Source organism: Allorhodopirellula solitaria (assembly GCF_007859855.1).
Lineage (GTDB): Bacteria > Planctomycetota > Planctomycetia > Pirellulales > Pirellulaceae > Rhodopirellula > Rhodopirellula solitaria.
In genome coordinates, this window is sequence record NZ_SJPK01000003.1 from 332,002 (window position 1) to 356,123 (window position 24,122).

Sequence of the window (24,122 nt, forward strand, 5' to 3'; positions counted from 1 at the left end):
TCTCACCCCGGCGATGTGCGTTTGTCTACATCCTGGTGGTCGCGGCGGACCCGTTTTCAGCTGACTCCGTTGATGGATCTGCTGCTGATTATTGTCTTCGCGCAGTTCCTCGACGTCCGCGAGACATCTCAACAGGAGGCGATTTCGTTGCAATCCCAACGCGAACGATTGACAATGGAGATCGCCCGCGAACGCAGTGAACTCGAGGGGATTCGTCAAGCCATGCAGAGGCAGCAGCGGGAACTCGAGCGGCAGCGGGACCAAGCCCGCGCGGCCCGGGACCAGGCATACGCGCAGACCGATGCGCAGGCTGCTCAAATGCAAGTCGCCATGGACTTGATCGGTGACTGGTTCACGCTCGACGAAAACGCTATCACCGAGACCTCTTCCAACAAGAAACCGGCATCACTCGACGATCCTATCGAGCAGGCGGTGGCGGAGGCCAAACGCCTCGGCCGCGCTGCTCCCGACGCGGTGATCCGATTCCTAATCGGCCACGACGAGTTGCTCAAGCGAGCCGAGATTTGGACCGTGCATGCCGATGGCAACGGAAACGTTGCGATCGAAGCCGGGCAACAGCGAGATTCGTTTCGCTTGGAGGGAAAGACGCAAGCCGCGCGGACTTCGGAAGTCACCGATCGACTTTTTGCTGCCTACAAGCAGTTCCCACAACCGAAGGGGTTGGTGATCCTGTTGGTCTCTTTCGCGCCCCAGAGTGTAGCGGGCGTGTACCAACCGCTCGTCGATGCCATCCCCAAAACGCTTGAACGACTGCGTGCGGATACCCCCGAATCTCGGTTCGAATACACCGTGCTCGGCGCTACCCCCGATCCGCTCTGAAGCTCTCGAGGTGGTGCGAACACCACGCCGCTGATGGTTATCGTGACACCGTTGGAGGCATGCAGTACACTCTGGAAACTTGTTCACGAATATTTTACCCCAACGGCGCGGGTAAGGGTTTGGATCCGTCATCATCAGCACCAACGCCATGTCAGCATCACGTGATTCGATATTGAAGATTTCTGAGGCGATGAACGCCGCGATCATCGGACAAGAGACCGTTGTGGAGCGTTTATTGATCGCGCTGCTGACCGGTGGCAACGTGTTGATGGAAGGGTTGCCAGGCACGGCCAAGACGCGGTCGATCAAAACCCTCTCGCGGCTGATCGAAGGTGATTTCTCGCGGGTGCAGTTTACCCCGGATTTGTTGCCTTCGGATGTGACGGGATCGGAGATCTACCGGGAGCAAACGGCGACCTTCGAATTCCAACCCGGGCCCATCTTTGGGAACCTCGTGCTCGCCGACGAGATCAATCGCGCGCCAGCGAAGGTCCAGGCTGCGTTGCTCGAAGCGATGGAAGAACATCAGGTCACCGTTGCGGGCAAGACCCACAAACTGCCGGAATTGTTTTTGGTTCTGGCTACGCAAAACCCCATCGAGCAAGAGGGCACGTACCCGCTGCCTGAAGCCCAGATGGATCGTTTCCTGCTCTACGTGCAGGTCCCCTATCCACCGGCAGAGAACGAACTGTCTATTCTCCGTTTGGTTCGCAGCGAGAACGCGGGTGCCGAACAACCGAGCTTCGCCCCGGTTTCCCAGAAAGCGATTTTTGAGATCCGCCAAGAAATCGATGCGATGCACGTCGCCCCGACCGCCGAGCAATACATTGTCGACCTCGTCGTCGCCACGCGTGATCCAGCAAAATACGATGCTGACCTGGCCAGCATGATCCAGTTGGGAGCCTCCCCACGGGGGACGATCGCCCTGGACAAGGCATCGCGGGCTCGGGCGTGGTTGCAGGGCAATGATTTCGTTTCGCCAGCGGACATTCAGGCTGTCGCGCCTGCCTGTTTAGCTCACCGTGTGCACCTGTCTTACGAGGCCGAAGCCGCCGGCAAGTCTCGTGAAGACGTGATCGGTGAAGTGATCCAACGTGTCGCTGTGACCGCTTAAGAGAATCGCTCGAAATGGCTAGTCATGCGCACACACGACTGGAGGACCTCGTTCGGCTGCGACATGCGGCAGCCGGATTCTCGCTACTGCCCAAGCAACCTATTAACAGTTTGCTCAGCGGGCAGCATGCGTCCCGGCTTCGCGGCCGTGGATTAATGTTCGAGGAATTGCGAGACTACCGTCCGGGCGACGATATCCGGCAGATGGATTGGAAGGCGACAGCCCGACTTCGCAAACCTTACATCCGTGTCTATTCCGAAGAGCGCGAGCGACCGGTCCTGTTGCTCGTGGACCAGCGAAGCTCGATGTTTTTCGGCAGCGCACGGACCACCAAAGCGACCACCGCAGCCGAGGTGGCGGCCCTCGCGGCATGGCGGGCGATGGATGGCGGTGATCGTGTCGGAGCTATTCTGTTTGATGACCACGATACCATCGAACTGCGGCCGCGGCGAAGTCGCGAGAGCGTGCTGCATATCTGCCATGAGATTACCCGGATGAACCAAGGTTTGTCGGCTGGATCTCCCCCGGTCGATTCATCGGGACGGCTCAACGATGCCCTGCAACTCTGTGTTAATGTGGCCAAGCACGATTGTCTTGTCATCCTGATTACTGACTACAATGGCGACAACGAAGCGACGCAGCGACTGACAACGCGGATGGCCTCGCACAACGATTTGCTGGCCTGTCTCATCTATGACCCCTTAGGGATTCGCTTGCCCGCACAAGGCCATTTGCCAGCGACCGATGGCGAGATCCAGTACTCGATACCGGGAGGTGAGCAGTTTGATCGATCGTATCAGGATGCCTTCCGAGCACGCTGTGGTCGGTTGCGCGAGCGACTCGGTGCGATCCGAGTCCCAATCCTGCCGATTTCCACCCACGAACCGGTGACCGACCAAGTCATGGCGGCAATGGGAGAACGCTCGTGAGCACTGAGGCAAAAGACGCAGGTAGCTTGGACAATCTCCGCGATATCGCGGAGCTGCCGCCGGTGCCGTGGTGGCCACCCGCACCGGGGTGGTGGATCGTCATGGCCGTCCTGACGCTCGCTCTGTGTTACGCGATATGGAAATGTTGGTTGCATTGGCGTGCGAACGCCTACCGCCGCGCCGCCATGGCAGAACTCGAGTCCGCCGCGACCACCGTGCATATCGCTGCGATTCTGAAACGCGCCGCGCTGGTCGCCTATCCCCGGCTCGATGTCGCTTCGATGACCGGCGCCCAGTGGTGTGATCACCTGGCGAAGTCCGTCGATGGGCCGCTCTCGGCAGAGCTGAAGCAAGAATTGACGAGCGGGGTTTACTGCCACGAAGCGACCGCGAGTACGGCTGAGCTGAAGTCCTTTGCAGCGGCTTGGATCAAGAACCATCCCGACGGCCGCAACCTGTCGAGTGCCGGTCGTCGGACGCCGCAGACGGAGTCCGCAGCATGTTGACTTTTGCCTACCCGTGGCTGTTTTTGCTCGCCCCACTGCCCTTTCTGGTCTATCGGTTCGTGCCGCCTCGAACCAATAGCAACATCGCCGTCCGCACGCCCTTTCTCGACCGGGTGCGTCAGGCCACATCGGGAGAACTCAATACCGATGCGAGCGACTCCATGCATAGTTCACTCGCGATCCTCGCGGTCGTGTGGCTATTGGTCCTGCTCGCTCTCACACGCCCCCAATGGTTGGAACCACCGATAGAGAAGAATGTTCCAACTCGCGATCTGTTGTTGCTCGTGGATCTATCCGGTTCCATGGATCAAAAAGATTTCACCAGTGCCGGTGGCAAACCGATCACACGATTGGAAGCCGTCAAAGAGGTGTTGGGCGATTTCCTGACCCGCCGCGAGGGTGACCGCGTGGGTTTGGTTGTCTTCGGCAATGCACCCTTTCTGCAGGTCCCGTTCACGACAGACTTGGAACTCTGCCGGCAGTTGCTCGACGAGACCGCCGTTCGCATGGCTGGACCGCGGACGGCTCTCGGTGATGCGATCGGATTGGGGATCCATCTCTTTGACAATAGCGAGGCGCCGATGAAAACCATCATCGCGTTGACCGATGGGAACGACACGGCGAGCTCGGTACCGCCGGTGGAAGCAGCGCGGGTGGCAAAGGATCGCGACATCACGATCTACACCATTGCGATGGGGAATCCAAAGACAGTCGGCGAAGAGAAACTGGATCAAGTTTCCCTGCGATCGGTCGCCGACGAAACCGGCGGCAGCTATTTCCTCGCTCTCGATCGCAAACAGCTCGTCGAGGTCTATGCGGAATTGGACAAAGTGCAAACGCGGAAGGTGAAGACGGTGAGTTATCGCCCTCACCGCGATCTCTTCTTTTGGCCCCTCGGGGTGGCCCTGCTGATCTCACTGCTGAGCCATCTTTGGATGCTGCTGGTCAATCGTCGCTCCCTGGCCCCGGAGAAATCATCGATGCGGCTGCAGGTCAATCCACGCACCTTTGAGCTGGAGACGGTTGCCGTGTCCGGCGGGAAGAAGGGAGCGGTCGATGTTCGATAATTTCCACTTCATCCGACCTGGTTGGTTATGGCTGATCCCGGTGATTATCTTGATTTGGTGGCTGGCGCGGCGTGCCCATGATCCCCTGCGCGGCTGGCGGCGGTCCATCGACGGTGAACTTTTGAAGGCGCTTACAGTGGGCGACACGACCCGCGATCTATGGCAGAGTGTCGGGGTCCTGGCCGCCTGGTTATTGGCAACGATTGCGTTGGCCGGCCCCACCTGGCATCTCGAGCCGACGCCATTCTCAGACGATCCCGTGCCACTGATGCTACTCCTGTCGGCCGATGAGTCGATGGATCTCGACGACCTCGCCCCCAGCCGGATGGAGCGAGCCAGTCTCAAGGTGGCCGATATCGCTGAGGATCGCAAAGGCGAACCACTCGGATTGATCGCCTATGCCGGGACGGCGCACCTCGTCCTGCCGCCGACACGCGATACATCCGTGGTCGCGACAATGGCCGCTGAAATCAGTTCCAAGATTATGCCCAAGCCGGGCAACGCTTTGGTCGATGCCCTGCAACTCGCCGCCCGAACTCTCAAAGAGAGTGGTGGATCGATTATTGTGATCGCCGATTCTCTGCCCGCGGGCGATGCCGCGGCGCTGAGCAGGTTCCGACAATCGAACGATCTGCTCGTCCAGGTACTGAGTGTCGTCCCACCGGAATCCATCGATGCATCGAGTATGGAGACGGCGGCCTCGGCATTGAATGCCCGGGTGACCGCGATCACTCCCGACGACGCGGACGTTCGAGCCCTCGTTCGCCGAGCCGCTCGGGCGCCGCAGAGTGTGGCTGCGGCGGACAAGGGAACCCGCTGGGCCGAATCGGGTTGGTGGCTGATTCCGATTCTCGCGATTCTTACCTTGATCCGCTTTCGGCGGACCATCTCCACGCTTCCCAAGGAGCGACTGGCATGAAAGGGTCCGCAACATTCCTGATCATCGGCGCTTTGGCTTGGTCCAATCTGTGGTTCTCCCCAGACCAACAGGGGCAACGTTTGACCGACCGCGGCGAGTTTTCCCAAGCCGCTGCCGCATTCCAAGATCCCATGCGCCAAGGGATCGCCTGGTTCCGAGCTGGGGAATTCAAGAAAGCAGAAAAATCCTTCGCTCGGATTTCAACACCCGATGCGATCTACAACCGCGCCAATTCTCAAGTGATGCTCGGCAAGTACGAAGCGGCCATCAAGACGTACGACCGCGCGATCCAAAAACAACCGGACTTCCCCGATGCGGTGACCAATCGTGAGATCGCGGTCATCCGAGCCAAACGTGTCGTTCAAGAAGGCGGCGACTTAGGCGATCAGCAAGAGGGTGCCGACGAGATCAAATTCGACAAAAAGAAGCCCGGAGGGCAGGAGACCGTCGTGCAGGCTCAGCAGCCGATCTCGAATGCTGCCATGCAAGCGATGTGGCTGCGGCGTGTGCAGACAAAGCCTGCCGAGTTCCTCAAAGCCAAATTCGCTTATCAAGATGCAGTCGGTTCTGTCCAGGAGGATTCGAAATGAATCGGTTGTCCCTCGGAATCCTACTTCTGGTGATGGCGTGGACCTCCACGTGCCTGGCCCAGCAGAAAACGGTGGAAGCATCGCTCAAGAAGAAAACGGCATGGACGGGTGAAGCGGTGCCGATGCAGGTCAAGCTCTTTTCTCCGGGGCCGTTTGATGGCACGCCTGCCTTTGATCTGCCGCAGCTACCGTTGACCACGATTATCAAGACGCCCGGCAGTCCCGTCGTTCAAAACGAAGAAGTCGATGGTGAATCCTGGTTCACTCAGCTGTACGAGTTCGTGATCTATACCCAGCGTGAAGGTGAAATCGTCATTCCCACCTTCCAAGTCCGTTTTGAAGGAAAGAGAACGTTCACGGGCGATCCTGAGCCCATGAGCGGCAAGACGAAGGAGCTGGATTTCCAGTCCAAGCGACCGCCTGGTACTCGACAGATGGGAGTCGTCGTGGCCGCGTCCGGGATGGAAAATTCGCAGGCTTGGGATCCCGATACCACCGACCCGATTAAGGCGGGTGACGTAATCGAACGCAAAATCACGCGTCAGGCCGATGACACGACCGCCATGATGTTCAGCCCCATCGATACCGCCGCTCCCGCCGGCGTGCAACTCTATTCGCGCGATCCCGTTGTCCAAGATGACAACGAGCGGGGGGCGTTTCATGCCCAACGCATCGACACGATTAAGTATCAGTTCCCTCGCGGCGGCGCATTCGATCTTCCCGACATTGCGTTGGTATGGTGGGACACGAAATCCAATTCACTCCAAAAACAAACACTCGAGGGCAAGTCGATCACTGTCCTGCCCGCTGCCCAGCATGCGGCCGAGCCGCCAGCTTCGCCACTGCGTAGAGCGATGAGCGTCATCATCCCGATCGCATTGATAGCACTTGGCGTCTGGGTATTGCGGCGGCCGATCAGCAAGGCCGTTGCCCGTTGGCAGGCCGAGCGGAACAGCCCGGTGAATCGGGCGGCGAAGCAACTCCACTCCGCTTGCCGGTCCAATGATACCGAGGCCGCCTACGTAGCGCTGATCGATTGGCAGCACGCCATGGGCGCCTCCGATCCCAGCTGGCGGTCTCGGCTATCGGCCGCGCTCGTCAGCGAGCTCGACCAACAATCCGCGGCGCTAGCCAAGTTGCTCTACGCCGGCGCCGCACGCGAAACCCACTGGCAGGGAAATCAGCTGGCGGGCACCTTCGCCCAAATTCGCCGCGAACTCGCACACCCTCGGGTCAAGCGTCGCGCTGAGGATGCACTCCCAGATCTGAATCCGACCTAGCGAGCCCCAGGCAACGCGCCGTCCTCTAACCAACAGGTTTTCCTACGCCGACGGCGTTGGAGAAAATAGCCGGTGGTCGAGCTCAGCGAGCACCACCGGACACGCCTAAATCGACGCCCCAACGGGGCATTCCTATGATAGCCCCAGGCAACGCCTGGGTTTTCTGATGCCGACACCTCGCGGCAGCCCCGACGGGGCGGCCCTATCTACTCCGGCATGCGGTTTGCAACCATCCGGCGAAATGATCCTGCGTTCGGCTAAGGAGCGTGGGGATAGTAAGTGGCGAGTTTAAGAGTGGCGTAAGCTTCCAGCTTGCGATCTTTGCCGACCGCAAGCTGGAAGCTCACGCCGCTCTCAGGAGCGGAAAGGGTTTCGCTAGCCACGATGTTCGTCCCGAGTCCCTCACGGAGAAAACTCGATGCAAATCGATTTAACAGACCGAGTCATTATCGTTACCGGTGGCAGTGGGGGGATCGGTAAAGGGATTGCCATGGTCGCTGCCCAGTGCGGTGCCAAGGTTGCGATCGTCAGCCGAGATGTCGAGGAGATGCAGTCTGTTGTTGACGAGATCGAGGCGGCGGGAGGCGCGGCGATGTTCGCCCAGGCTGATGTCACTCAAAGCGATCAGGTCGCCGCAGCGATGGATAAGATTGCCTCGCATTATGGCTGCATCGATGGGCTCGTCGCCAACGCGGGAACCAACGGTACCTGGGCCCCCATCGATGAACTCACTCCCGAAGAGTGGCGGAAGACGATCGATGTCAATCTCACTGGAACTTATCTCTGCATTCATCACTGTGTTCCGCTGATGCGCAAACAAGGGCGAGGCAGTATCGTGATCATGTCGTCCATCAATGGAACACGCACGTTCAGCAATGAGGGTGCTTCGGCGTATGCAGCGAGCAAAGCGGGGCAATTCGCCTTGGCTCAAATGTTGGCCCTCGAATTGGCCCAGGTCAAAATTCGTGTCAATGTCATCTGTCCTGGCGCGATCGAGTCAGAGATTCATGAGAAGACGGAACGCGAGCATCTTGAAAGGATCGAAACGCCGATTGAGTATCCCGAGGGCGACATCCCGCTGACCAAAGGTGAGTTCGGCGAACCTAAACAGGTCGCTGACTTGACAGCCTTCCTGATGAGCGATCTCGCCGCTCACATCACCGGCACCCCCGTTTGGATCGACGGCGGTCAGTCGCTCATTGTTTAGGAACCCGTCTCGGAATTTGACCAGGCCGGATCGGGCGACGGCAAGTCGCCGAGAGGCCGTTAAGGACGTTGACGCCCCTATCGAGCAACCAGATAATGAACCCTCTGCTCGACGAGTTCGCCTATTGAATCCGCTGGGAGCGAGTGGCCAGCGACCAACCGAAAAAATTGCGGAATGAGTTCATTGCCCACTGCATCCATCTGCGCAGGAATTCCTGCCATCAACAACACGCTCTATCGACGCATCCAGTTCAGCGTCGGCGATCCGACCGTATTGATTGAGGTGCCAGCGGAGAAGGGCACCCACTCGTTGCTGCTGTTGCGAGATGTCGAGATCGAACGGGCGAAGAAGTTCGCCAAGGTCGATCAAGTGGGCTGTCCCGCAGACTTCACGCCCGAGGGCGGTCTCTCAGGTGATCGCGAGACAGCCACGGCGCAGGCATCCGCCGAGTATTTGCGCCGCCAAGGAGTCAAGTCCGTCGTCGCCGACCGCAGCCTACCGCTGATCTACGCCAAGTTCCTCGGTCTCGCCGGCATTGAGGTTTCTTGTGACGAAAATCTGTGGGTGGTCGAGCGTCGACAGAAGAGCGAAGTCGAAATCGAGCATCTGCGGGAAGCACAGCGCGTCACGGAACAAGCAATTCAGTACGCCTGTGAAATGATCGCCAAGGCGGAAGCGAGGAGCGGGGGCGTGCTCTATCACGACGGAGCACCGCTGACGTCCGAGCGCGTGCGGACCTCGGTTGATGTGTTTTTGTTGAAGAGAGGTTTTACCACCCCAACAGCGATCATCGCAGGCGGCCCGGCGGGCGCCGATTGTCATAACCATGGTGCTGGCGAGCTGCTGACCGAAAGCCCCGTCATTGTTGACATCTTTCCTCGCAGCCAAGAGACCCGCTACAACGGCGACTGCACACGAACCGTTGTCCACGGCAGTGTGAGCGACGATATCAAGGCGATGCACGCGGCGGTGCGTGAAGCCATCGTGGCAGGCAAGCAGGCGACGAAGGCAGGTGTGACAGGCGAAGACGTTCACGTGGCCACGATCGGGATGCTGCAAGCGAATGGATTCGACATCGGCTTGCCCGGTGAAGACGACCCCGATTTCTATTGCGCGATGACATGTGGGACAGGCCACGGAATTGGATTGGAAGTTCACGAGCCACCCTTGCTCGATTTCAAGGGACCCACGCTACTCGCTGGGGAAGCGCTGACGATTGAACCGGGCCTGTATCGTCGTGACCTTGGCGGCGTCCGCATCGAAGATATGGTGGTCGTCACGCCAGACGGTTGCCTCGACCTGAACGAACTCCACGACGGACTGGATTGGACCTAGATCCAAATGGTTACGCCGTCCATGGGATCGATAGGCCGTGAGGCTGGCTTCCCGGAAACGTTACCGTGAACCTGAGCTCACGGAATCTGCTATCGTGTGCAGCGAGTCGGGAGTTTCCTAATCACGCGGTCACTAGTCGGGATCAAACCAATGAAGATGACAATTCTTGCGACAGCCTTGATGGGCGGGTTCGCCCTGGTGGCGGGGTGCATGCCTTCAACACCGACGGCGGAGAACGGCGAATCCACCACGCCGGGAGTGACGGCGGAGGAAGCCACCCCGCGTGAAACGGTCGGCAAGACCACTCAGAACGTGCTCGACCTCGAGTCCGCCCTCGGCGACGGCGGTGTCCTTGCTAGTACGAAGGTGGAAGCGAGCAATCCCCTAATGGCTAGCGCAGATGCCTACCGCACCACGGTTGGCAAGTTGGGTGGGATGTCGGTGGACAAAGCGATTCAGCTTCGCAATGCCCAGAGTATTCAGGATCCCCGGCCACTCGATCACGAAACCTTCATGGCGGAGATTATCAAGGCGGACAAGCCCAACGGCATCCGTTTGCCGATGCTGCCCTACTACCAAGAATACGCCTGGGACGAGCCGAATCAAAAACTCGTCGTCGTCGATTTCCCCGCCCGGCAAGCCGAGCGAGAAAAGCAACGCTGAGAAGGTGAGCCGAGCGTCGTGACGGGCTTGTATTTCTGCAGTCTCCGAAGTTTGGGGAGAATCGACGGGCGCAGCCTCTTCGACGAGGGGCCGATCGCTGGGAAAACGCATCCATTGCCGTGAAGCCGTGACTGAGCCCTCCCCGAGAAACTCGCTGAAGGCTCGTTTCTCGACCCTCCCCAGCTGCGCTCGGGAGGGTGAAATTCAGACAGAAACGCCAGACCGATGGCTGGCGCCATCGGCAGTTCCTGTGTCGGCCTCCGGCCTAAAAGAATTGCATTTACTTGAGTCGCTTCCCCGGGGCAGCGTCTTTGGGGCGTCGCGATCAGCGTGACTCCGCTTAGGAACGCCGCTCAGAGGATCGCTCGCAGGCCTTCGACGAAGGTGGGATACTCCCACTGGGCGACCAGGTCTCGTTTGCAGCGATGGTTCCAGATTTGCTTGTCCGTCTCGCTGCGGTACCGCGAGGGGCCATCCCCGGCGGCTGGTAGGAAAGTGGGGGCGGCGGAGCGGGTTTGCCGGGCGATCTCCTCGTAGAACTGCCGGCGCATGATCGGTCGATCGTCGCTGGCGACGTACAGCCGCTCGCGACGAGCGGCATCGTCGCGATCGCCCCAGGAGAGAGCAGCGATCACGGCGCTGGCGGCATCGTCGACGTGGATCAGATTGAGGTGTCCCTGTGGCGGCGAAGCGATCGGCCGGCCGGCCCGGACATCGGCGGCTCGGGGCACACGCCCGGGACCGTAGATCCCCGACAGACGCAGGATGGTCCAGGGCCGCTCACCGAGGCAGCTGCGCAGTTTGGCTTCGGCGATCAGGTGCGCCCGCCCACCATCGCGTTGCGGGCGGGTGGTGGAATACTCGTCGACCCACTCGCCGCCGGTTTGGTGATAAACGCCGGTGGTGCTGATATAGCAGATATCTGGGGTCGCCCGGCCGGTCTGCTCCGACGTCACGCGAATCTGCTGCAAGAGCCTCGCGAGTCCTCCCACCTGGGAATCAAATCGACCCACACGGCTGTTTCGATCGTAGCTAACTGAGATCAGGACGCGATCAATGTCGTGTTCCCGAATCGCTCGGTCGATCGTTCCCAAGTCCCGGGTGTCGTTCCAATCGAAGGACAGAGGAAAAAAATCTTGTTGGGCGAGCGTTTGGAGGCGATTGCGCGTGGTTGCCGAGACGGTCCAGCCGCGTGCTCGTGCCTGCTCGCCCACCCGGACACCGAGATAACCGCAGCCCACAACCAGTAGGCTGGGGCGGCGGTAAGGTACAGCGATTGTGTTTTTTGTCATGGCGAATGGATCCGGTTTCTAGGTGCGTCTTCCCCAAAAAGGTGGGCGAATCGGGGTGTAGAGGTTACAATATCGGAGCAAGGGGGCGAGGCTCCAACCCCAGCAATGGGTGCAGTCAGATCGACGGACCGCCATCGCGGTAGGCAATCAATGATTTTTTCTAGCAACGGAGCAGGCAGTTTGAAATTGAAGACTTCCGCATCCGCGGCGAAGATTCCTCGTCACCCGGCGTTTCGCACGCTCGCGGCCGCCCTCCTCGTCGCCTTGGCGTCACCCCTGGTCGCTCAGGGGCCGATCTCGTCTCAAAGCGAAGCCCTTTCCGATCGCGGCGTAGGCAATGCCGCTAACCAGGGAGGATCTGTCAAAGGGGACACATGGGTCGCTCCACCGGCGAGTTTGCAAAAGCTGCTTGACGAGGGCGGCGTGCCCGAGACGCTCGATATCCTGCGGGTTCTGCAGCGGCAATCACAGCGGGTCGCGGCGCGGGCCGAGCAGTCGACCGTGAGCGTGCAGATCGGTCCCGCCCAGGGATGTGGGGTGATCGTGACGGGTAGCGGATTCGTTTTGACGGCTGCCCACGTGGCCATGCGACCGGGCAAACCCGCTGTCTTGACGCTGGCTGATGGCCGTACGGTGACCGCAGTCACCCGCGGCATGAATCGCCACGTCGACGCGGGCCTGATGAAAATCGACGCTGGCCAGAACAATGGCAAGCCCTGGCCACACGCCACACTCGGCAAAAGCGAGGATCTCCGCAGCGGGATGTGGTGTATCGCGACCGGCCACCCGGGAGGATACGATAGCGAGCGTGGCATGGTGACTCGAGTCGGCCGGATTCTGGACGTACGCGAGGATTCCTTGGACACCGATTGCGCCCTGATCGGCGGTGATTCCGGCGGTCCCCTGTTCGATCTGGCGGGACGTTTGATCGCCGTGCATAGCCGGATCGGCAACGATGTGGCAGACAATTTGCATGTGCCCATCGATCACTTTGGTGAATCCTGGGACCGGATGAGCCGAGGCGAGTCCTGGGGATATCTGCCTGGATTCAAACCGGTTCTCGGCGTCAAAGGCAACGGGACGACCCAAGCCAACGTCAAAGTGGTCTATCCGGGGTCGCCCGCAGCCGAGGCGGGTGTGGAAGAAGGCGATGTGGTGGAGCGATTCGGTGATGTGCCGATCTCCGATTTCGAATCTCTCAAAAACGCCGTTGCCGACACGATGCCGGGTGAACGCGTGAAAGTGTGGTTGCGACGTGAAGGCAGTCTCGTACAAGTGGTTATCGAAATCGGAAGAGCCAATGAATAGTCCGAACCAATCCCTTGCTAGCACCGATCGGGGCTCGCGACTCACCCTCCTTACGCTCCTGGCAGCGGCCATTACCGTCTTCACCGCATCGTCGGTGGAGGCTCAGGACACGTCGCCGATCCCCGAGTGGTTGCAGCAGCGTCTGGTCGACCGTGTCGTCCATCGCCGTGACAGCAATGCGATGATGCAGCTCGTCCACCCGATCGCGGGTGAATTCAAAGGCAGTGTGGTCGAGGTCATCAGTAGCGGCCGGCCGGTGGCGTTGGGAACCGTCGTCAGTCGTCCTCCAAACGCTCCCATCCCGCCCACGGCAACTGCCACTGGCGATTCGAAGCTGCAGAATGCCTACATTTTGACGAAGCGGAGCGAATTGTCGGGTGACCCGATCCGCATCCGCTTGACCGACGGCCAACTGCTGCCCGCCCGGGTGGCGGCGGTGCGTCGGGCCAGCGACCTGGCGTTGCTGGTCGTCCAAGCCGATGCCACCACCATCGCCGAGTCGCTTAACGCGATCCAGTTCAGTCCTGTCGTTCCCCAGATCGGTAGTTTCTTGGTGAGCCCGGATCGATCGGGGCGGGTGATCGGAATCGGTGTCGTTGGCGCCGAGCCGCGAAAGATCGGTCATCAGGGGCGCCTCGGCATTGCCCTGCAGCGAACCGAAGAAGCGGGCGCACGGGTAGGCAGCATCTTTCCGCACAGCGGCGCCGCTGAGGCCGGGCTCGAGGCGGGCGATCGGATCATCGCCATCGACGGACAGGCTCAGAACAATGTCGATATCGTCGTCTCCACGCTCAAGAGCATGTTTCCTGGCGAGGTCGTGCGGCTGACCATCGAACGCGATGGCAGCACGGTCGATATTCCGGCGCAGCTGAGCGAATACGCGGTCATGCAAGAATCCGAGAATGACGCGCGGGTCAACGGCGCCCGCAACGTGCGTTTGTCTGGGTTTGAACGGGCGCTCCAGCACGACACGGTGCTCAACCCCGAGCAATGCGGCGGCCCTGTGCTCGATACCGAAGGCCGCGTGATCGGAATCAACATCGCCCGGGCTGGCCGCGTGGTCAGCTACGCGTTGCCGGCTTCTCTCGTCAGCGCCGAAGTCTCCAGTATGATCACCGAAGCGGACCGTCGATAACCCTTGTCTGTTCCCTTTGCCGTTCAGTGCGTCAGTTGCCACGGTCGCTTGCGAGTGACCGACGAGGCGTTAGTCGGCACCATCGTGGCCTGCCCACGCTGCGGATCGATGGTGCAAATCGATGCACCCAAATCGGGTTCCCCCGAGGCTGCGACACCGATTGCCCCCGCCCCAACGCAGTCGGCTGCGGAGTCTCCCCACCCGCCCATGGTCGTCGGCAGCGACGCTGTCGATAGCCAGGAGATCACACAGGGAGATCTATTCAGCGAAGAGGAAATCGATCCGGGGCATGGATCGAGACAAGCCAATGGGGGCTTCGCCACGCCTGAGCCTCCCGTTGCACCGGGGGCGTCTCGGCCCGAGTTCACTGTGGATTCGCCGCCCGCCCATGACTCCGGAGTATCGGAGGACTGGCAGGGCACTGCCAACTGGACGAGCGAGCCGACACGCAAGTTTCGCCAACGGCTGCTAATCGCGATCGCGACCGCGGGGACGCTGCTGATCGTGGCAGTGTTCGTGATGTGGCTGATTAGCGATTCGCCCCCGGATCAAACTCTGGCACCGACGGTTGCTGAGAACACGCCTGCGGCCCAAAACCCCAATCCAGAGGCACTCGCGACAGAACCGGATCGAGTGGCGGAGTCAGAGCCCGTCCCCGACATGTCTGAGTCAGACTCGAATGATTCGGGAAACGTATCGTCGCCTCAGTCCGAGCCCGCTGAGCCAATCGATTCCGAGGTGGAGGACGAAACTGCGCCGGCGTCCGAGCAGGTTCCCGCCGGTGGCAGTCCGGAGATCCCATCGGATTTGCTGCCGGTCGATGTGCTCGGTGGAGACCGCAGCGACCCCGCCGATCGTCCCGCCCGCAACGGCGACAGCGTTGTCTCGGGGCAGACCGACGAACCCGCGGCGGATCCTTTGACCGACCTGCCCCCCGAACTCGCCTCTTTTGTCGATCTGCTCAATTTGCCAGGCGATGCCCCGGATGCTCCACCAGTGCGCACGCCCGAGGTCCCGGTTGCTGATCTGATTATCGATCAGGCCGCCGATGCGATGCTCGACCCCATGTTGCTGGCGACTCCGCCACCGGAAGTGAATATTGACAACGCGCTCAAGCTCCGGGTCGCCGTCCAGTCTGATGGGTACCCACTGGCGGGAATGGTGTTGGTCTTCAGTGAATTGACTCAGGTCCCCATCCAGTTGGATTGGTTCACGTTCGATCTGATGGGGATTTCGATGTCGCAGAAGGTTCGCGACGCGACCCCGGGTTGGAAACCGGTCGGGACCTTGATGGATGCGATTGCAAGTGATTCCGGCGTGGTATTCGAGCAGGAGGAAGCGCGGTTGTTTCTTACTGCCAGCCCGGAGGATGCCCGTGAGAGCCTGCGAGCCGTTTTGGCCACGGACGATTTCGGATCCGAGCAAGAGTCGGCCGAGTCGCTCGCCGAGCGGTTTGCCAGCAATCCACTTTGGAATGAACGAGAACAGCTCAATCTAAAAGCGCTGGCGACAGACTGCCTGCGGTTGGCCCGTGGCCTGCCGTCGAAGCTACCCGAGCCGGCGCTGGCGCATTGGACGGTTCGTGCCGAAGGTTTGTTACTGAAAAAAGACAGCGATTCCGATCAACCCGAACGGCTGGCCGAACAATGGCCGCTGCTCGAGGGCGGCAAGTCCGGTTCGCAGCTCGATACCGCGATCACCTTGGCGGGGCTGCTGCGGCGGACCTCTCGGCTCAATGGGGCAACCTGCGTCGTGAACTGGGACGATGCCCGCCAGCGGCGACTGACCCCCGGACAGCTCGTCCTGCCCTATGCCGATCAGCCAGCCGGCGAAATGCTCGCCGAGACACTCGCACCGCTGGGGCTGCAAACGCGGATGGCGGACCCGAGTCACTGGTGGGTCGGCACGGCAGCGACCTATGACCGCATGCCGCTGCTGGTGATTGGCGACGAACTCGGTCCCCAACGCGATCAAATACTGCAGCGGATCCGTGACGCCGCGGAGCACGCCGACACGCTCATTTTTATCGAGCATGACCCGGTCTCAGATCGCTATTTGGCGATGCTGCCACGGTTCCTTTATCGCCAATTACCCGCGATCTTGCACCCCTTTTCGCAGTAGCCACCGGTCGAACAGTTCGCAGGCGTTTGATATGGTTTGAGGGCAGCATCCACACCGCCAACGGCGGTTGCCTTCACCGATTTCTTCTTTGAGCCTATCCGAAAAGGGGTCTGACCCTCTCGGGCGAGGCTGTTAAAAAACATGTCCATTGCTCGCCTCCAAAGGGTCAGACCCCTTTTCGGATAGGCTCTTAGGAAACCGATACCGATGGCGTTTTGGCGATCGAAAACAGCACCGAGCCAACCGGAAAGTGGCGAGACGCCACCCGCCGAGGATCAGGCGGGCCAGGGAGGCATGTTTACCAAGTTCAGCAGCGGATTGCAGAAGACACGGCGGGTGCTCGGCACCGACATCCGTGACTTGTTCAAAAGTGAAGGCCGGCTGGTCGACGAGGAGTTTCTTGACGAGCTATTCGCCCGTTTGATCCGAACCGACATGGGGACAGGCCCCGCCAACAAAATTCGCGACGAGGTGGCCAAGCAATATCGTGGCCGCGTCGTGCAGTTGGAGGAAGTCGTCGCGACCATTACCACCGAGATCCGCGAGCAGCTGCGGCAGGATCACGGCGGCCTCGCCAAGGCGGATTCTGGCCCCACGGTGATTCTCGTCGTGGGCGTCAACGGTAGCGGCAAGACGACGTCGATCGGCAAACTCGCTAACCATCTGCGCAGCGGCGGTCACTCGCTCGTCCTCGGGGCGGGCGATACTTTCCGCGCCGCCGCCGTCGAACAGCTGACCATTTGGGCGGGCCGGATCGGTTGTGAGATCGTGACGGGGAAAAGCGGTGCTGACCCCGCCAGCGTCGCGTTCCAGTGCGTCGACAAGGCGATGGAAACCGGTGCTGACTATGCCATCATCGACACCGCCGGCCGGCTGCAGACCCAGAGTAACCTGATGCAGGAGCTGCAGAAGATCCGCAAGGTGATCGACAAGCGTCTGCCGGGTGCCCCTCATGAAGTGCTGTTGGTGCTCGACGCCACGGCCGGTCAGAACGCGATCAGCCAAGCGAAAGGGTTCAGCGCCGCTGCCGCGTGTACGGGAATCGTGTTGGCCAAGCTCGACGGGTCAGCCAAGGGCGGCGTGGTGCTGCCCATTCACGAGCAATTTCAGCTGCCGGTTAAGTTTGTTGGTCTCGGCGAAGGGCTCGACGACATGGCCGCCTTTGACCCCGATTCCTTCGCCGAAGCGTTATTTCAAAACTGATCGCGTGGACTGTTTCCGAACAAAGTGATGGCGCCGTGCGTCCACTGAAAAATTGGCAGCCGCGACCAAAATTCCCTTCGGAGGCTGCTCGGGACATGGCGGATTGCGTCCGGGATGTCGACTCCCCCCTTCCCCATTCGCCCAATCGCATGATAATCCTGCAGCAATAGGCGAAGCGGTTGATGCTTACGCCGAATTTTACTCCCAAAACTGATCGATAAAGACCATGCCTGGAACCGAACGTCGTCGTGAAATCGCCCGCCTGCGTGCCCGTCGCAAAAAAACTTCGCAACTTCTCAACCGCGTCAAAGCGGGCACGATCGACAAGGCTGAGGCGGCGCGGAAGCTCCGCCGCATGACGCCGGGCGCCGACGAGATCATCAAACGCGAAGGCCTGGCGTAACCCCGCCGGCTCCCTCCTTTTTTCTCTGACCTCTTTCCCCTTCGGACATCGACTCGATGGCAGAACCTGCACGCCAATCCGATTCGGCCGCAATCGAGCTTTCTAATCAATCCTCTCCCACCGCGGCATCCTCAGCGTCGTCACCGACGACGATGATCGAGGCCGTGGGTTTGAGCAAGTTCTACGGGCCTTTCGCGGCCGCGCGGGACGTCTCGTTCAGCGTCAAAAAGGGTGAGCTGGTTGCCTTTCTCGGCCCCAACGGTGCTGGCAAGAGTACCACGATGAAGATGTTGACGGGCTACATCGCCCCGAGCGAAGGTTATGCGAGGATTGCCGGTCACAACATGATGGACGACCGCATCGCCGGCAGTCGTCGACTGGGGTATCTGCCTGAGAATGGGCCGCTGTATCCCGAGATGACACCGATGGGGATGTTGGAGTTCTTCGCTGATGCACGCGGGCTCCCGCTGGGGACGAAAAAGGATCAGATCGACAAGGTCATTGAAATTTGCGACCTCAGTTCGGTGATCTACAAACCGATCAGCAAGCTGTCGAAAGGTTTCAAACAGCGTGTTGGCATGAGTCAGGCATTGTTGCACGAGCCCGATGTGCTGATCCTCGATGAGCCCACGGCCGGTTTGGATCCGAACCAAATTCGTGGAGTGCGCCGTACGATGCGGAAGCTCAGTGAGACCAAAACGATTTTACTTTCGACGCATATTCTGCAGGAAGTCGAAGCGATGGCGGACCGGGTCATTCTGATCAATGAAGGCCGCAAGGTTTACGACGGCGATGTCGACGGGCTTCGTGAGACCGGGCACGGTGATGTCAACGAAGCCTTCCATGAACTGACCGGCCACAGCGAGATCTAACTCTCTCTCTCGATCACGCAGTGCGAGCCGCCGCTCGCTGTTCGCCAATCGTCGCTTCCTATTCGATCCACCTCTCCAAATTTCAATCGTCCCCATGGCGCTCAATCACGTTTCGATGTCCCTGCTCAGTGTACTGCTCTACGATGCGGTATTTCTGTTGTTGTTGCTCGCGATCGTCCTGCTGCTCGCGTACACGAAACGGGCCGCCTTCGCGGTCATGAAACGCAACTTTGTCGGCTATTTCAGCAACCCGACCGGTTACGTTTTCCTGTGTATTTTCGTCTTCTTGACCTCGGTGGCGGCGTTTTGGCCGTATGAGTTCTTTAACTCCAACCTGGCAACGCTGGACCAGCTCAATTACTGGTTCCCGATGATCATGCTGGTCTTCATCCCAGCGATCACGATGAGTATCTGGGCAGAAGAAAAACGCCAGGGAACCGACGAGTTGCTGCTCACGCTGCCGGCGAGTGATTTTGACATCGTGATTGGAAAGTACATGGCAGCGGCGGCCATTTTCACCGCTTCGCTGCTATTTAGCCAGCTCAGCACGTTCACGACCCTGTCCATCTTGACCGAGGGATCGCTGGACATCGGTCTGATTTTCACGACCTACCTGGGTTATTGGTTCGTGGGTTTGACGATGATTGCGATCGGCATGATCGCGTCGTTTTTGACCGGCAACCTGACCGTCGGTTTCATTCTTGGTGCGTTGTTCAATGCTCCCCTGGCATTCGCATCGCTGGCCGATGCGGTCAGCCCGAGTCGCCGTTTTGCCGAGTGGGTTCAAAACAGCGGTATCGCACGCCCTTTCGACGATTTTGGCCGCGGAGTGATCTCTTCCTCGTCGGTCATCTACTTTTTGTTGGTCGCTGCGGTGGCCCTGTACGTCTGCATGATCTTGATCGGGCGGCGGCACTGGAGGGGCGGGAAAGACGGTAACCAGATGGCGTGGCACTATGTGCTTCGCGCGTTGTCGCTGGTCGTCTTCACGGTCGGCGCGGTGATGTTTTTCCGGACCCATGAGCTCGGCCGCACGGACATGACCGAGGGACGCGTCAGTTCGCTCGCACCAGCGACCAAGGACCTGATCCAGAACTTGAACGACGATCGCCCGATCGTGATCGATGCGTTCATTAGCAATGAGGTACCTGAGCTCTACGCTCAAACCCGCTACGAATTGATCAACCTGCTCAAAGAATTCCGAGCCGAAGCGGCCAAGAAGAATCGGACGATCGAGGTCAATTTGCATGACGGCATCGATCTGTTCAGTGACGAAGCCACCCTCGCGGCCAAGCGGTTTGGCATCGAGCCGGTTACGCGCACCTTTCGCGAGAAAGGCGCCTACACGCAGAAACAGTTGATCCTGGGAGCCGCCTTCCGATCGGGGCTCGAGAAAGTCACTGTGCCGATTTTCGAATACGGAATCCCTGTCGAGTATGAGCTCGTTCGCTCGATCGATACCGTCGCCAGCGGTACCCGCAAACGGCTCGGGATCGTCAAGTCGGACGCCAATTTAATGGGCGGCGTGACGATGGCGGGCATGCAGATGCAGCGGATCGACAAACACCGCCTGATCGATGAGTTGGCGAAACAGTACGAGGTCGAAGAAGTCGATTTGAGTGCCCCGGTTTCACCCGACATGTACGATGCCCTGTTCGTGGTCCAGCCCTCATCGCTGGGACCGGCAGAATTTGATCGGCTCGTCACCGCGATTCAAGCAGGCGTGCCGACGGCAATTTTTGAAGATCCACGGCCGGTCGGAGCTTCGTACATCACCGCGACGGGCGACCCGAAACAAGCCGGCGGCGGGTTCATGGGCATGGGCGGCGGTGGGCCGCAGCCCAAGGGCGATATTCGGCGATTGTGGGACCTTTTGGAGATCGAGGTTCCTGGAACCGCGGCAGCCCAGGGTCTGTACACTCCGGATCTTGCCTGGCAGCAACACAATCCCTATCCGGCTCTCGAAGCCGCCAATGAACTATGGTTGTTCATCGACGAAGCGATCGCGAAACAGTCGGGCGAATCGCTCAGTGACGAGAGCCCGATCACGGCAGGCCTGAAACAGGTCTTGGCGATTTTCGCTGGCGGCGTTCGCGCTAAAGCCAACAGCACGCTCAAACACACGCCCCTATTGAATACGGGAGCCGTGTCGGGCACGCTCGATGCGAATTCGACAGCACAGATCATGAACGGAGCCGCCACGTTGGCTCAAGAAATCCAAGGCCTTAACCCGAACATGCCGATCGCCATGGCCATCGAGGGCGGCGACGGTGCAGCGGCCGAAGAAGGTTCGGACAACGAAACGCAATCCAATGCCAACAGGGGTATCAAAGTCGTCTACATCGCCGACTCCGATATCATCTTGCCTGAGTTCCTCGTCATTCGAGCCGACCCGAAGCAGATGGAATTGCGATTGCAGTTACAGAACGTCACCTTCGCGCTCAACGCGGTGGATTGGTTGACGGGCCAGACTGATTTCATCGATGTGCGAAGTCACCAGATGAATTTTGCTAGCTTGAAAATGATCGATGCACGTCAAGAACAGGCTAATCAACAGGTCCGCAAACGCAGTCGTGAATTCCAGAAAGAGTTCGACGAAGAGATCCGAGTTGCTCAAGAGAAAATCGATACGGAACTGCAGGCACTTCGTGAGGACGTCGAGAAGCTCGAAGAGGAACGCGAAGACGGCACCGTGCCGCAGAGCGTTCTGCAAGAGAAGCTGATCGCGTTCCAGATCAAGCAGGACAATCAACAACGCGTTCTCAACGTGCGTCGCAAGAGCATGGAGAACGAACGTGACCAAAAGATTGCTACCGTCCGCCGCGAAGCCGATCGGGATGTGACGGAAATTCAAAACCAAGTCAAGACGTTGGCGGTTGTGTTGCCGTGCATCCCCCCGTTGATCGTCGGCATCATGGTCTTTGCGTCTCGCCGATTGCGTGAACGTGAACACATCAGCAAGAGCCGCCTCAAGTAAGCATGCCGTGAGCGGTCGCCTCTAATGATGAATTTCATTAAACGACAGCCACCTGTTTTCTCCACTCCCCCAAACGCTTCCCTCTTAAAGACGATTTCAAAGTGAACGAAGGACAAAAAACCGGACTTTTCTGTGTGATCGGCGCGGTCATGCTGGCCGTCGGTCTGTTCGTCTCGTGGCCCGCCTCGCAGCGTGACGAGACCTCCGTGGCCGCCGGCAAACCGCTGTTCCCCAACTTCAAAGATCCGTTGGCTGCCGCCAGTGTGAAGATCGTGTCGTTCGATGAGGCCCAGGGCCAAGTCGATACGTTCGAAGTGCGCAAAGACCGTGAGTCGGGAATGTGGACGATTCCGTCACGCAAAGGTTATCCCGCCGACGCCGTTGAGCAGATGAAGAACGCCGCCAATGCCTTGGTCGGCCTGGAAATCCTCGACGTCCAAACCAGTAACCCCGAAGATCATGTCGCCCTCGGTGTCGTCGAACCCAAACTCGAAATCCTCGAGGCCGGTGATATCGGGGTCGGTCGGCTGGTTACGTTCCGCGACGAATCTCAGAAAGACCTGGCTTCGCTGATTATCGGTGAACCGGTCAAGGACGAAGCGAGCCGCCGGTATGTGCGTAAACCCGGCCAAGATCCCGTCTACGTGGTCGAGCTCGAAGAGGGAGCCGTGTCGACCAAGTTTCAAACGTGGATCGAAAAAGATCTCCTGCAACTCAGTAGCATCGATATCAAATCCATGCAGATTGAGGACTACGCCGCTTCGATGAGCCCGCGTGGAGGCGTCGCGCTCGATCGTAACTACTCCGCCGAGTTGGCTGCCGACGGTACTCAGTGGCGTTTGGAGCAGTTGCTTGAGTATCCCTCCGATGAAGCGCTCGCCGAACCCGTCGAAGTCGCCGTGGGGCCTGACCAGGTCGTCAATCAAGAGAAAATCGACGACCTCAAGAATGCTCTCGATGAACTCGAAATCGTCGATGTGGTTCGCAAACCAGACGGCATGAGTGCTAATCTTCGCGCTGATAAATCTCTGATCTCTGATAACGAAGCGGTCAATTCATTGGCGACTCGCGGCTTCTTTCCCGTTCAAGCCGGGGCCAACGCCGAAGTCGAAGTCTTGTCCGCTAACGGTGAACTCGACGTCACGCTCACCGATGGTGTGCAGTACGTCCTCCGCTTCGGCAACGTGTTTGGCCTGGCCGATGAGGATTCCGGTGGCGAAGACGAAGAGTCGTCTGAGACAGCTGTGAATCGTTATATGCTCGTCACCGCTCGCGTTGATGAGTCACAGTTCCCTGCACCCGATCTGCTCGTTGTCCCCCAGTCGATTGAAGAGCTCGCTGCCATGCTCGGTGAATCAGCTGAAAAAGAGGAGGCCCCGCCAGCCGAGGAGCCTCAGAGCGAGACGATGCCAGCGGACGGGGAATCGACGCCAGCCGAAGAATCAACTCCGGCCGACTCCGACAGCGAAGAATCGACTGCGGCTGACGATGCTGAAATGACGCAAGACGCAGCAGACGAATCCACTCCCCCCGCTGAGCAATCGAGCGAGGAAACGTCCGAAGAGCCGACCGAGGAGGCACCTGCGGAGGAGGAGGAAAGCCCTGCGGACTCAGAAGCTGCCGAGATGGAAGAACAGCCCGCTGAAACGGAAGAAACTGACTCGGGAGACGAGCCAGCACCGGCCGACGAGGAGCCAGCGGAAGCGGCCGGCGAGGAAGAACCAGCCATGCAGGACCAGCCCGCCTCCGAAGCAGACGCTGAGGAAGACGCCGCCTCCGACGAGCAACCCGCCGAAGATCAACCTGCCAAAGAAGAAACTCCGGTGACCGAGGAAATCGAGGTCGACGGTAGTGGCGAGGCCACGGGCGAAGGGCAAGGCCAAGCCCAAGACGATGCTTCGCCGGAGCCTGCTGATGAATCCGGTGACTCAGCGGCTTCGAGCCCTGCCACGGAAACTCCCGCCGATGCGGAAGCTCCCGCCAATACGGAAGCTCCTGCGGATGCGGAAGCTGAATCCGGTGAGATCACTTTTGCTGACTTGACGGAGGAAGAGCAGTTCGAGCGACTCGAGGCCGAACAGGAGAAGATTCTCAAAGCGAATACGCGTCTGCTCGACGCCCGCAAGGATCGGCTCAACGCCGCCGCGCGCCGGGTGAGTGACCTGAACGCCCGCTTTGCGGATTGGTATTACGTGATTCCTGAGCAAACCTACCGGAAACTGCGAATCAATCGCGACGAGTTGTTGACCAGCCCAGAAGCGGCTGCAGCAGCGGCCCAGCCTGCAGCTCCCGGCGGCCCCAGCATGCCATTCCAAATCCCCGGCGGTCTCACAGCACCTCGCTGAGCCGGGGGGGATAGCG

At 59.7% G+C, this 24,122-nt stretch carries 20 protein-coding genes; 19 read left to right on the top strand and 1 reads right to left on the bottom strand.

Features of this window, described 5'->3' with window-relative positions; translation table 11 throughout:
* Positions 1-15: 15 nt before the first annotated feature.
* The 11 genes from CA85_RS07485 (at position 16) to CA85_RS07535 (ending at position 10,450) form a co-directional block, all read left to right on the top strand.
* Positions 16-840 (top strand): hypothetical protein, encoded by an 825-nt coding sequence (locus tag CA85_RS07485; protein WP_246112621.1) that lies wholly within the window; start codon positions 16-18, stop codon positions 838-840.
* 148 nt (positions 841-988) lie between these two features.
* The gene (locus CA85_RS07490; RefSeq protein ID WP_146390689.1) at positions 989-1,954 is read left to right on the top strand and encodes an AAA family ATPase; all 966 of its coding nucleotides are present in this window, start codon (positions 989-991) and stop codon (positions 1,952-1,954) included.
* A gap of 14 nt (positions 1,955-1,968) precedes the next feature.
* Complete coding sequence (locus CA85_RS07495) at positions 1,969-2,883, top strand: DUF58 domain-containing protein (protein ID WP_146390690.1); 915 nt, start codon at positions 1,969-1,971, stop codon at positions 2,881-2,883.
* On the top strand, positions 2,880-3,389 hold the full coding sequence (locus CA85_RS07500) for a DUF4381 domain-containing protein (protein ID WP_146390691.1): 510 nt from the start codon (positions 2,880-2,882) through the stop codon (positions 3,387-3,389). The genes CA85_RS07495 and CA85_RS07500 overlap by 4 nt, the downstream gene beginning before the upstream one ends.
* Positions 3,383-4,456, top strand: a complete 1,074-nt coding sequence (locus tag CA85_RS07505) for a VWA domain-containing protein (RefSeq protein ID WP_146390692.1) — start codon at positions 3,383-3,385, stop codon at positions 4,454-4,456. The genes CA85_RS07500 and CA85_RS07505 overlap by 7 nt, the downstream gene beginning before the upstream one ends.
* Entirely contained in the window at positions 4,446-5,375 is a 930-nt protein-coding gene (locus CA85_RS07510; protein ID WP_146390693.1) for a vWA domain-containing protein, read from the top strand. The genes CA85_RS07505 and CA85_RS07510 overlap by 11 nt, the downstream gene beginning before the upstream one ends.
* Positions 5,372-5,965 (top strand): tetratricopeptide repeat protein, encoded by a 594-nt coding sequence (locus tag CA85_RS07515; RefSeq protein ID WP_146390694.1) that lies wholly within the window; start codon positions 5,372-5,374, stop codon positions 5,963-5,965. The genes CA85_RS07510 and CA85_RS07515 overlap by 4 nt, the downstream gene beginning before the upstream one ends.
* Positions 5,962-7,245, top strand: a complete 1,284-nt coding sequence (locus CA85_RS07520; protein WP_146390695.1) for a BatD family protein — start codon at positions 5,962-5,964, stop codon at positions 7,243-7,245. Before CA85_RS07515 ends, CA85_RS07520 begins: the two co-directional genes overlap by 4 nt.
* 418 nt (positions 7,246-7,663) lie before the next feature.
* The gene (locus CA85_RS07525) at positions 7,664-8,452 is read left to right on the top strand and encodes an SDR family oxidoreductase (RefSeq protein WP_146390696.1); all 789 of its coding nucleotides are present in this window, start codon (positions 7,664-7,666) and stop codon (positions 8,450-8,452) included.
* Between the two features lie 174 nt (positions 8,453-8,626).
* Positions 8,627-9,787, top strand: a complete 1,161-nt coding sequence (locus tag CA85_RS07530) for a M24 family metallopeptidase (RefSeq protein ID WP_146390697.1) — start codon at positions 8,627-8,629, stop codon at positions 9,785-9,787.
* A 150-nt stretch (positions 9,788-9,937) separates the two neighbouring features.
* Entirely contained in the window at positions 9,938-10,450 is a 513-nt protein-coding gene (locus tag CA85_RS07535) for a hypothetical protein (protein ID WP_146390698.1), read from the top strand.
* Between the two features lie 353 nt (positions 10,451-10,803).
* On the opposite strand, the gene CA85_RS07540 is transcribed toward CA85_RS07535, so the two are convergent.
* The gene (locus CA85_RS07540) at positions 10,804-11,742 is read right to left on the bottom strand and encodes an SDR family oxidoreductase (RefSeq protein ID WP_146390699.1); all 939 of its coding nucleotides are present in this window, start codon (positions 11,740-11,742) and stop codon (positions 10,804-10,806) included.
* A 180-nt stretch (positions 11,743-11,922) separates the two neighbouring features.
* Here CA85_RS07540 and CA85_RS07545 point away from each other — a divergent pair, with 180 nt between their 5' ends.
* The 8 genes from CA85_RS07545 to CA85_RS07575 all read left to right on the top strand — a co-directional run bounded on the left by CA85_RS07545 (position 11,923) and on the right by CA85_RS07575 (position 24,106).
* The gene (locus CA85_RS07545; RefSeq protein WP_246112578.1) at positions 11,923-13,050 is read left to right on the top strand and encodes a S1C family serine protease; all 1,128 of its coding nucleotides are present in this window, start codon (positions 11,923-11,925) and stop codon (positions 13,048-13,050) included.
* A complete protein-coding gene (locus tag CA85_RS07550; RefSeq protein ID WP_146390700.1) occupies positions 13,043-14,185 on the top strand; it encodes a PDZ domain-containing protein in 1,143 nt (380 codons plus the stop codon). The genes CA85_RS07545 and CA85_RS07550 overlap by 8 nt, the downstream gene beginning before the upstream one ends.
* A 3-nt stretch (positions 14,186-14,188) precedes the next feature.
* Positions 14,189-16,306, top strand: a complete 2,118-nt coding sequence (locus tag CA85_RS07555; RefSeq protein ID WP_246112579.1) for a hypothetical protein — start codon at positions 14,189-14,191, stop codon at positions 16,304-16,306.
* A gap of 207 nt (positions 16,307-16,513) precedes the next feature.
* A complete protein-coding gene (gene ftsY / locus CA85_RS07560; protein WP_146390701.1) occupies positions 16,514-17,509 on the top strand; it encodes a signal recognition particle-docking protein FtsY in 996 nt (331 codons plus the stop codon).
* A gap of 226 nt (positions 17,510-17,735) precedes the next feature.
* Positions 17,736-17,912: a DUF6800 family protein gene (locus CA85_RS24775; protein WP_186774807.1), complete on the top strand. Its 177-nt coding sequence runs from the start codon at positions 17,736-17,738 to the stop codon at positions 17,910-17,912.
* Positions 17,913-18,064: 152 nt separating this feature from the next.
* Entirely contained in the window at positions 18,065-18,784 is a 720-nt protein-coding gene (locus tag CA85_RS07565) for an ABC transporter ATP-binding protein (protein ID WP_186774824.1), read from the top strand.
* A gap of 94 nt (positions 18,785-18,878) precedes the next feature.
* On the top strand, positions 18,879-21,761 hold the full coding sequence (locus CA85_RS07570; protein ID WP_146390703.1) for a Gldg family protein: 2,883 nt from the start codon (positions 18,879-18,881) through the stop codon (positions 21,759-21,761).
* Between the two features lie 101 nt (positions 21,762-21,862).
* On the top strand, positions 21,863-24,106 hold the full coding sequence (locus CA85_RS07575) for a DUF4340 domain-containing protein (protein WP_146390704.1): 2,244 nt from the start codon (positions 21,863-21,865) through the stop codon (positions 24,104-24,106).
* The last annotated feature ends 16 nt before the right edge of the window (positions 24,107-24,122 follow it).